At 55.7% G+C, this 9,930-nt stretch carries 7 protein-coding genes; 3 read left to right on the forward strand and 4 right to left on the reverse strand.

What is annotated here, in order from left to right:
- The 4 genes from F6X59_RS27890 to F6X59_RS27905 all read right to left on the reverse strand — a co-directional run.
- Nucleotides 1-317, reverse strand: a 317-nt coding sequence (locus F6X59_RS27890; protein ID WP_152959286.1) for a hypothetical protein, incomplete at its 3' end; no start/stop codon positions are given.
- A gap of 53 nt (nucleotides 318-370) precedes the next feature.
- Complete coding sequence (locus F6X59_RS27895) at nucleotides 371-3,253, reverse strand: hypothetical protein (RefSeq protein WP_152959287.1); 2,883 nt, start codon at nucleotides 3,251-3,253, stop codon at nucleotides 371-373.
- Nucleotides 3,250-5,982 (reverse strand): hypothetical protein, encoded by a 2,733-nt coding sequence (locus F6X59_RS27900; protein WP_152959288.1) that lies wholly within the window; start codon nucleotides 5,980-5,982, stop codon nucleotides 3,250-3,252. The genes F6X59_RS27895 and F6X59_RS27900 overlap by 4 nt, the downstream gene beginning before the upstream one ends.
- A gap of 39 nt (nucleotides 5,983-6,021) precedes the next feature.
- Nucleotides 6,022-7,812, reverse strand: coding sequence for a hypothetical protein (locus tag F6X59_RS27905; RefSeq protein WP_152959289.1), 1,791 nt, complete (start codon nucleotides 7,810-7,812; stop codon nucleotides 6,022-6,024).
- A 223-nt stretch (nucleotides 7,813-8,035) separates the two neighbouring features.
- Here F6X59_RS27905 and F6X59_RS27910 point away from each other — a divergent pair, with 223 nt between their 5' ends.
- The 3 genes from F6X59_RS27910 to F6X59_RS27920 all read left to right on the forward strand — a co-directional run.
- Nucleotides 8,036-8,569, forward strand: a complete 534-nt coding sequence (locus tag F6X59_RS27910) for a hypothetical protein (protein WP_152959290.1) — start codon at nucleotides 8,036-8,038, stop codon at nucleotides 8,567-8,569.
- Between the two features lie 21 nt (nucleotides 8,570-8,590).
- Nucleotides 8,591-9,598 carry a hypothetical protein gene (locus F6X59_RS27915; RefSeq protein ID WP_152959291.1) on the forward strand — a complete coding sequence of 336 codons (1,008 nt, stop codon included), beginning with the start codon at nucleotides 8,591-8,593 and terminating at the stop codon, nucleotides 9,596-9,598.
- 15 nt (nucleotides 9,599-9,613) lie between these two features.
- Nucleotides 9,614-9,930 (forward strand): hypothetical protein (locus F6X59_RS27920; protein WP_152959292.1); only part of this gene is annotated, 317 nt, incomplete at its 3' end.

Consider the following 9,930-nt stretch of genomic DNA (forward strand, 5'->3'; position numbering starts at 1 on the left):
TCCTTGATCAGCCTGCCGGTGCCGTCGTCAGTGGAGCCATCGACCCGGAAGCTTTCGCCAGTGTGCAGATGCAGCATGTTGTCGGCGGGGGTGTACTGGCTAAGGTTGAGCGTCCAGCCACTGCCGAACCCCGAGTCCTCGATGTTCATCGGGTTGAAGCCGATACGCAGGGGCAGCGAGGGCCCGGCGAGGTTGTTGGCGACCAGCTCCGGCAGCTCGATAGCGAGGGTGTACTGGCCGGTGCGGGGGTCGACGCTGTTGACGATGAAACTCAGAAAATTGAATGCATTGGAATGCAGCAATGATTTGGTGGTCATTGTGAGGCCCTGAAGTAGAAGGCCCCGCCCCGCTCGACGAGGCGGGAGCGGGGTTATTGCACAGACAGGATCAGCTGGTTTCGGCTGTCTTCGACGGTGCGTTCCGGGAAGCCGATGCGCAACCGATGCCGCGTTCCACGCATGTCGTAAAGCACGAGCATCATGGGCTGGTCCAACGTGATCCTGTGCATTCTGGTTTCATCGCCGTTTGCCCTGCCGTCATACCAGTAAGGCATGTCGGCTAAGCGGTGCAGCATGATGATCAACTCGCCCGGCCCTGGCTCCTTGCCCTCGATCACCTCCTGTTTGATGCCGTTGTAGTTAACTGCCGCGGCCAAGTCTGTCAGCATTTGTTCCTTGTAGAACTTGTGCGGCTTTTCCGGCTTGTTCGGTACTGGCAATTCCTTGAAAATGCAGCCCAGGTAGCTGAAACGCTTCTCCTTTACCTGGTCGCTTTCCCAGCGAATCGATGTTGCGGCCCCCTCCGGCTCGCATGTTGCGAACTTGATGGTTTCCAGTTTTTCCTCATAGCTGAGCGTCCAGTAATCGATCGAATCCCGCATATAAGTGAATTCATCTTTCGGTGCACCCGTGCCAGGATCGAAAATATAGCCCTTGCCGTTGAACACTCGCTCACGGGTAAGCTTGTAATCGCCTGACCCCGGCCTCACCGGCTGCACGGCTGTGGTTTCGAGGAAGGCGGCTTTATCCTTCGACTTCCAGGGCGTGCCATCCTCTGCCGTGAACATGGCATAGAACTCTTCTACTCCAGCTATGCCGCTCTGGAGATAGAAGCGCACCGAATTGCGTGTTTCCTCAGAGCGCACTGCGGGTGGATCGTCACTCGCCTTGGCACCGTCGTAGCGGTCAAAACGGTTTATCACGGCGTTGGTCGCCCACATGTTCACACCAGACGGCAGGCCCTCCTCACCCTTGCCGACATCCTGGACCTCTGCATTGGTGGCACGGTATACCAACTTCATGGTGCTCATTTCGTCGTCCGACACGGGTATCTTGTATTTGATACCACCAAAATCGAACTCGTCGGTTTCGACTGCCACTTCCACCAGTATCTGCTGCATGCCATTGGCCAGGCAGACTGGGGCACCTAATACCTTGATTTCCCATTTTTTGATCTCTCGCCAAGTGATTGGCGGGTTTTGGTAGGCATGCTCGACGATCGCATAGCCGGTGTACCGATCGTCGATATCCGCCATGATGACGCTGACGGGGGCCGTGGGATGACTCGGCGGGGTGTAGTGACCATCGTCGTCGACGTCTCCCTCACCAAAGACCTTCCAGGTCGCCTCCTCGTGGTCATCGGGGCGCAGCCTGAAGGCAATCGGTTCGGCCCCGTTGAACACCGGCACATGAAAAGGCATCACGTTCAGGACTTGCCTGTAGGCAAAAATGACCACCGTGGCGATATCGGTGCTCCCTGTTGACGGGTCCGTCACGCGGATATGCTGCAGGCGAACTTCAGGCAGGTACTCCTCCCCCGGCTCGTACGGTTTGAACAGCCGCCCGCCGGGTTGCTTAGGGTCAGGCAGCAATTCACCGTAGACGCTACCTTCTTCGTCGATCGGAGTGAGCTCCCAGATCAGCTCGGCGCCGGAGAGCGAGCTGGCTTGCAGCTCGACGGGCCCAATTAGCGTGCCCCAGGTAGCTACACGCGGCAAAATGTTGACTGCCCGGCGCGACTCGACCAGCAGTCCGGTGCGTGTCTGCGGCCCTTCGGCCGAGTCGAAGCTCGCCGATACCCGTACCAGTTGCTGATCGCGCCGGAACGTTTCGGCGAGCGGTGCCTGATAGGTTGCACCTACCATCGCCCCGGTGTGCGCCTCGCTGTTCATGTTGATCGCAGTCCACTTCACATCAACCGTCTGCCCCTCGTTGTCGAGTACGTACGGCTGACGCTCACCGGCCAGCACTGCGCCTTGCATGGGCTCAACGAAATAGGACTGCGCCGAGGGCTCGACGCTACCGAATATCACATGATCCAGTGGATCTTCACGCTCGGCCATGTCGACCTGGTAAGCGTTGGGCAACCTGAGTTGGCGCAACACGTCTGGCGTTTCATCCCGGCTGACGAAACGACGCAGGTTTTCCGCGATCAGCGTCGTTGTGTTATAGGCAGCAGTCCCTTGCGCAGTCAGGTCGTCCGGTATCAGGTAAGGGTACTGGTCGGGATTACCCGGCAAGCGACCGGGCCGCATATTGATACGTAGCTGGCAGAACAGCACGAGCGCGCCATCTCCGTATTTCGTCGAGCGTGGATTGCGCCCCTCAGGCGCCGGCTGGGTGAGCAAACTGAAATTGCGCGGGGTCAGGACCCCGTAGTCGTTGAAACCCAGCGTCGCGCAGGTGTAGAGCTGGCGGTAGGTCGGGTGCGCCTTGATACGCTTGCCCAGTGCCTCGCCGATTGCCACGCGGGCATCACCGCTCGCCCCCCCGAGGTTACAGCTGAATCGAGTACCCGACGAAAGGTCCAGCGTCACCATGCTGCGGTCGCCGCGATTGCCTGCCCGTACCTCAAGATCAGCGGTCATTTCCAGCGCCATGCCCAAGTCTTCGCGCAGGGGCACACTCTGCCGCAGAAACGGTGGGCTACCGGGTACATGAATGGTCGAGGCGTAGGTACCTGCCAGGATATTGAGCCTGACCGTGACACTGCGGTTGGTGAAGGTAGCGTTCTCGAACGACACCTGTGGCGCACCCAGCACGATATTGCTCAGGGTTGCACGCTCATCGTCGCCAATGTCGACCTCTATGCTGAACGGTGCCAGATAACTGTGGTTGCTGAACGCGGACAAATACTCTTCCCGCAGCATGCGGTTGATCTGGCCACGGTCGAATGCCACGATGGCGCCCCAGTCGAACATCACGTTGCCTTCAGCCAGACGCTTGAGCAACTCGGATTTGGAATGGGTCTTCATTGCGCAGCCTCCTTGCCGTTTTCCTCGTCGTCCGGACCGTACAGCGTGTCAACCAGAACCTGCGGCTTGATCAACGGGACAGGCAGGATGGCGTAAGTCCATAGCCAGCTCCTGCGGTCATATTCGATGGCGGCAATGACGGTATAGGGTGTCAACGGTTTACCGTCGATGGAGACGGGTGTCAGTACACCGTCCTCGAACTTGGCGTTGCCATAGACTCTGTACCAGGTGGTGTCTTCGGCAGGGACATCATATTCACCTTCCTTGTCGCTGCTCTGGAATGTCAATCGCAGGCCATCTTCACCCCCAGCCACACCCGGTTCGACATCGTGCTTGAACCAGTGGGTTTGATTTTCAATGGGTATCAAGACCGGCGTTTCTACTGTTTCGCCCAACGATGATGAGGTAACGCGGATGGTTTCGACGCGCAGGACCTCGCTGATGTCATCTTCCCAGGGCCAGTCGGTCTGGGTACCGCTATCGAGCCATTGTTGATGACGCTGCAGCCATTGCTGACTCTTGCGCGGCAGGTCGGAAACGCGCTCCAACTCGAAACCGGGTAACGGCTTGACCTCACACTGGCAATTGTCGTCATTGTCTCCTTCGACCTTGCATACCCATTTGTCTTTCCCCCCCTCGTCTTTCACCAACTTGCCCGCAAAGACATGTTGCTTTCCGTTAGGGCAGCTGCAGGTACATTTACATTTGGGCAGGTGATAGTATTTGCTCTGTTGTTGGCCCGAGGGATCCGCTTCGGGATCATCCGAGAAGTAACCATATGAATCGGCCGGCAGGGAAAATTCCACAGGGGAGCGGTCAATCGTCGCGGCAGTCAACAAGTACTTGCCATCGGCGGCAGCCTGCATGACCATCGGCGATACCCCTAGGCTACGTCGGGTGATGCTCACCAGGGCCTTGGTGAAACTCTTGCCGCTGGTGGCAGTGACGATGACCCGCTTGTCGCCGCGTACCAGGCTGCCAAGTGCTGGCGCGGTGTATTCGCCCGTTTGGGGGTTGATCGAGCCATAATCCTCAGTTTCCTCCCCTGGCAAGTTCGCCGCCGTCCAGGTCACCGCCCCGACCGGGGCAGGCGTAATCCTGAACTGATGTTTTAGGCCCGCCAACACCAGCGGTTCAGGCGTCTCGAACTCGAACTCGGTGCGCGCCGGCGACAGGTACCCAGGCAGCGTCAGGTCGCCCGGGAAGCGCACAGCCGATGGCTGCGCGGATTCCTTGCCACTGCGAAACAGCAGGCCGTTGAGGCGAAATGCATCGATGTCCTCTGCCACGCTGACGATGGTATCGATCGTACTGCGGATATTCTCAAGTATCTTCAACTCGCCAAAGTCGATGAACTGTGAAAGAAAACCAGGCCCGTCGCCGACCATTCTCAATTTTTCATCGGGTACCATCTTGTGTCGCATTGTGGGAGTGGCCGCTAGTTTGAGGGTCAATTGACCAATATCATTGCCAGCCGTTTCGACATGAAACTGATAGCTGGCCTTGTATTCCCAGATATAGTTCACTTCCCCCTTCTTCCAGGTGCCATTCATTCGCTCCAGCGAAACCGGGCACGTGCCTTGGCCAAACCATTCGAAATTGAGGCTGTCGTCACCGGCCTTGACCTCGAACCGGGTGAACTTATCGTCGCCAGTCGCGACAAAGCCCAGCGCCAACCCGTTGGTAAAATCGATTGTCTTGACGTTCTCCGTAGCGCCCTTGAGGGGAATAATCAACTTCCCCTTGGTCGCCTGGATGCCGGTCACAAACGTGTTGTCTTCGCCTCCAATATATTTCGCCTCAAACGCATCGCTCTGGTTCTCGACCTTTTCAAGTCCCCTCGTGACCAATCGCTTGATGAGGAACTTGTTACCGAGTAACAAGTTCATCGTGTAAGGATTGGAAGCATTTTCATCGGGAGAGGGCAACAGGTAATGCATGTTCTCGTCGTTGTCGGGAAGGCCCGCCTCCGAGTTATCGCTGTCTCTCATGGTGACAGGGATAATGACCGCCCCCCCGCCATTCTTTGTGGAGTTTCGTACGCGGCTATCGGGTGATGCATGGGTGCGAACGATGAATTTCTCCGGCTGCAGGAAATCCTCCTTGGTGATCTTCATTTCATTGAGCACCAGGATTTTCTGGGCATCGTCCCAGCCATCGAAAATTTTCTTGTAGCGATCACCGCCGGCCCGGTTCTCTTCGCCTGTATCGGCAAAGCGCAGGTAGAAATCCTGAGCCTTCTTCAAGTCGATGAACACCTTACCGGCTTCGGAAACCGTGCCGGGACTGCTATCGAGTTCGATCCGCACATGCAAGTCGGGGCCATCGAGCCCATCGGCTTCCCTGACGCGGGTAATTTGCTTGTATTTAGATCCCGCAGGCCTGCTCAGGGTCAGCTGTTTGCCACCACTGATTCGCATCTTCAGGTCTGCACGTGAGTGCGTAATGCTGGCCCTCTCGAACGAGAGCCTAGGCTTATCCAGCACATGATCAACGAGCCGCTCCCACGTGGTGGCGGGGGTGATCACCGTCGTGAATGTCAACGGCGCGAAATATTGACCACTGTCGAAGCGGTCGATGTACTCCTGTAGCAGCAACCGGTTGGCGCGCAGGCGATCATAGGCAAGTATGGCGTCGTAACCGTGGGTTGACGGCCCCTTCCTCAGGTACGCGACAAACTCTTCCAGCGATTCTTTTACGATCGTTTCCAGCCGTTCTTGGATTATCATGATTCCACCTTCGATATACGTTTAGGCATGCCAATGCCATTACTTGCGCAACGTCAACCAACTCGACTCAAACACGGTCCAGTTGTCATGTTCCACATCGCCCTCGAAGTTGACGCTCGCATGGAACGTGACCTTGGAACCATCATCGAACTCGTCGAGTGATGTTTTCTGTAACTTTTCCGTGACCATGCGGTTGCTGACTTCCGCCTCGCGAACCAATTCATTGCGGATAGCGAACACTTTTAGCTTGCCGCCTTTAAAACCACTCACGGTGATGACCAACATTTGCCCGACACTCATGAACGGCCAGTGAGGCAATGTCAATGTGGCCTGATCGTCGCCGATATCGCTCATGTGCAACTCGGTACCGCGCCGCGGCGTGCACTGCAGCGTCGGGTAGTTGCTTTGACCCAACGGAACAATGCGCAAGTTCAAGTTTTTTGACTTATGTTGCTCGGGCATTATTTTGTAATACACCGGAAAGCGTTCGGCCTCGGTATTACCTGGGCGCATGTTGGCTGCAACCGCTGCCGGGGGAATGTGCAGGAGTTCTTCGGGTTCCTTGTCGAAGGTAAACTTCAGGTTGCCCAAGGCAGAGCGGCCTTCCCAGTAAACTTCAAGGGTTTCCCCATCCAGCAACTCGATAGCCGAAAGATCGATATAGGCCCCCTCCTTTGCAAGGAGGGCCGGCAAATAGGCATTGAACTCCCCCCCGGCCCCTTCTGCCTCCGCAAAAAACACGTTCAATGGCGATTCATCGCGCCGAACGACCAGTTCGACATCGCGGACTGCCCCGCTGTACGCTACCCCTTCGCGGGCGACCTGGTAACCCAGCCTGATGCGGTCCAACCCATCAAACTTTTCAAAGGGCAGGGTGAACTGGACCACGCCACTTTCCAGGCCGCTCAAGTCGATGCGAAGTTGCTGTACGCCCCAATTATCATTGAAATGCAGCAGCAACCTGTCACTGACCATCAGTTGCTCGGTGCCCGTGATACGCAAAACCAGCCCATCGAGAAACTGCAGGGGGTCGAGCTTCCCGCTGGTATAGCCTTCTATCTCGAGCGGTGCGAGCAGTGGCGGCGCGTCAGGGACTTTGTCAATTCGGAAAGTTTGAGTGGGCGACCGCAATTTTGAGGTCAGATCGGCAAACTCGATCTCATAGTAAACATCGGCGTGCCCCTTGCTTATGAAGTCGAACTGCTCGAGCGGCACTTGCCAGCGCAGTACCTGGCCAACGTCTTGCGCCGTGACCTGGATTGTCTTTTTCCACGTTTCGTCCTTGTCACCGTTACTCTCATAACCCACGAAGTAGAGCGTCACCCCGTCCTTTGCGCGCATGGCCTGATAGGGCGGCACCAGAAAGGTGGCCCCGGCGGCGCCCAGCGTGGATGGGTCGATGTACAAATTGTGTGACTGTGGCGCTTGTGCCACTGGCATATGCTCCAGGCGATGAGGGCGCACCCCCACGAAGCAAAAGGCGCGCATTGATTGTTCAAGTACTGGATTAATAGGCTTGAAAGAAAAGAATGCGTAGCCGCCTTCAGCGGCAGTCACGTATTCATTCGGCACTGGAAAGACTGTTTCTTTATCAACGGGATCGAAGTTTCTCTCGTCAACGTCGTGAAACAGGCCAGATTCGACCGGGTTACCTTGTTGGTCCGCGCCGATCCAGAGCACGTCGACAGTCTGGCCTACATCGATACCGTCGTAGGTAAAATAAATAGCTAAGTCATCACTTCCCAATTTGGCGAGATCCACTTCGTCATAGGGTGTGAGGTCTTTGATTCTCGGCCGCGGCGGGCGCTCGACAACGGCGGGTGGAGGCATATTTGTATTCCCATGAACGAATGAAAAGTATGCTCACGCTATCCCACCACCGGCGGCCTGCCTACTGACAAAAATAACAGGTAGGCATCAATGAAGCGGCTGTGATACTTCGCGCCACTGCCATTCGCAACACCCTGTACCTAGCATTTTTGCTAGCTGTTCCGGCCTCGGCATCTCGCTAGACTCGCCGGGTGAACTTCTCACTCAACCTTGAGGATTCGTGATGAACAACCCATGGCGAATAACTGGCACCGTAGCGCTACTGATTCTGCTTTCCGCACCGGCCTATGCCGAGCTTGCAACCATAAAACATGGCGACAAGTGGTCTTCAGACCAGAAGGAATCGGACCATGATTTCAGATGCCCTTCCAACCAAGTCCTGGTAGGGCGCAAGCACAGTGGTGACGAGAACGCCGACACCAATTTCCTGTGTGCAACTGTCTTTCAGAAGGAAACACTCAAGACATTTAACGAGACCAAGCAGAATGTCGGAACTTGGACTTACGCATCCTGCCCAGAACCTAAAATCATGACAGGCCGAGGTAGGTCAGGCGATGAAGAAGAACCCTACTGGATATATTGCTCTGAAGTTCGCGACGTATGGGGCCACGCCTTAGTTCCAACATGGACAAGCGATAAAGAAGGAAAAGAGTCCGATCACGAAGCCGTTTGCGAAAAAAATCAGGTACTTGCGGGTATGAGACTCAGCGGCGATGAAAACGGACAAACCTTCTACTATTGCGCCGAACTGTACTGACCTATATTACGAGGCATCATCATGTTAACTTTCATGAAGCTAGGCATCATCGGACTACCGCTTCTCCTGACCAGCCTCGCACCGCTCGCACAAGCCGGCGCTCAAACGCCTGCGCAGGCCGAGTCAAAAACAGAGGGCACCATCCTCATAATCGACAAAGATAACGCGCAGTGTTCCCTGAGTGTACCCGGCGAAGGCAGCGGCGAGCTCATACAATATGAATTCACGCTGCGGGATAGCGCCTGCAAAGATGTGAAACCGCGCAAGATAAAATTCGACAAGCTTCCCTCGGCAACGGAAATCCTGATTACCGATGGGCTCGGTTGTAGCACCAAAGAAGGTAAAAGTAACTTCTGGATCAAACTGTTGACCATCAGCCGAACTGATACCGACTGGTTCGAATTCGAAGACCTGGTCAGCTACCCTAAAGAAGAAATCATTTCCAAAGGCCTGGAAATGGTTGACAGCAAATATAAAGACCCCAGTGAAGTCAGGGACAAAGCCCAGTGCGTGCGGGTGATAACTTCTGCACGCGTTGATCCTCCTACGCCGGTTCCCGTCGAACAAAACAAGCCTACTCCTTACGAGGGACTTAAACCCCATGATCCCTTTACTTGTGGTCTTCACCAAGTGATGGTATCGCGCAAAAACCGCGGCGACGCGGAAAATGGTAGAGTTTTCTATATATGCTCAACCTTCAAGCAGGCCTCAACCGACCTGACTGTCGCTGCAAACGAATGGAGCGACAGCTTCAAGGAAAGTGATGGCGTCTATTTCATGTGCCCGCCTGGCAAAGTCATGACTGGAATGGACCACTCGGACGACGAGAACGGACCAACCAAGTACCGCTGCAGCAGTCTATATAACGGCGATAAAAAACTGTCGGTCATCTGGTCCGATGAATGGTCTGATGCACAACAAGAGAACGATAGCGCATTCCTCTGCCCCGAACACTCATTTCTAGTCGGCCGTCGTCACATAGGTGACGAGAACGGCAGAACGTTTTATCGCTGCGCAACTGCGCAATAAGAGGGAGGACCGATCATGACTATCTCCTCAAAAACAGCCTCCAATGCGTTCAACTTCCTGAGCTTCGTCAATAACAGCGTTGATCCGCGCACCGGCCTATACACCCTCGCTATCGAACTGCCAGAGCTGGTCGCCAACAACCTCGCCGGGCCTTCGCTACCCCTGCACATCGGCTTCAACCCGATGAATATCGAGGACTCGGGCTTCGGCCGTGGCTGGACGCTCAACCTTAGCCAGTACACCCCCGACAACAACATGCTGCATCTGCACACTGGCGAAAGCTTCCGGGTCGATGGCTCCACTGACGACGGCACCGGCAGGCTGATCAAGGA

The sequence above is a fragment of the Pseudomonas sp. MN1F genome (assembly GCF_009391885.1).
Taxonomy (GTDB): Bacteria; Pseudomonadota; Gammaproteobacteria; order Pseudomonadales; family Pseudomonadaceae; genus Aquipseudomonas.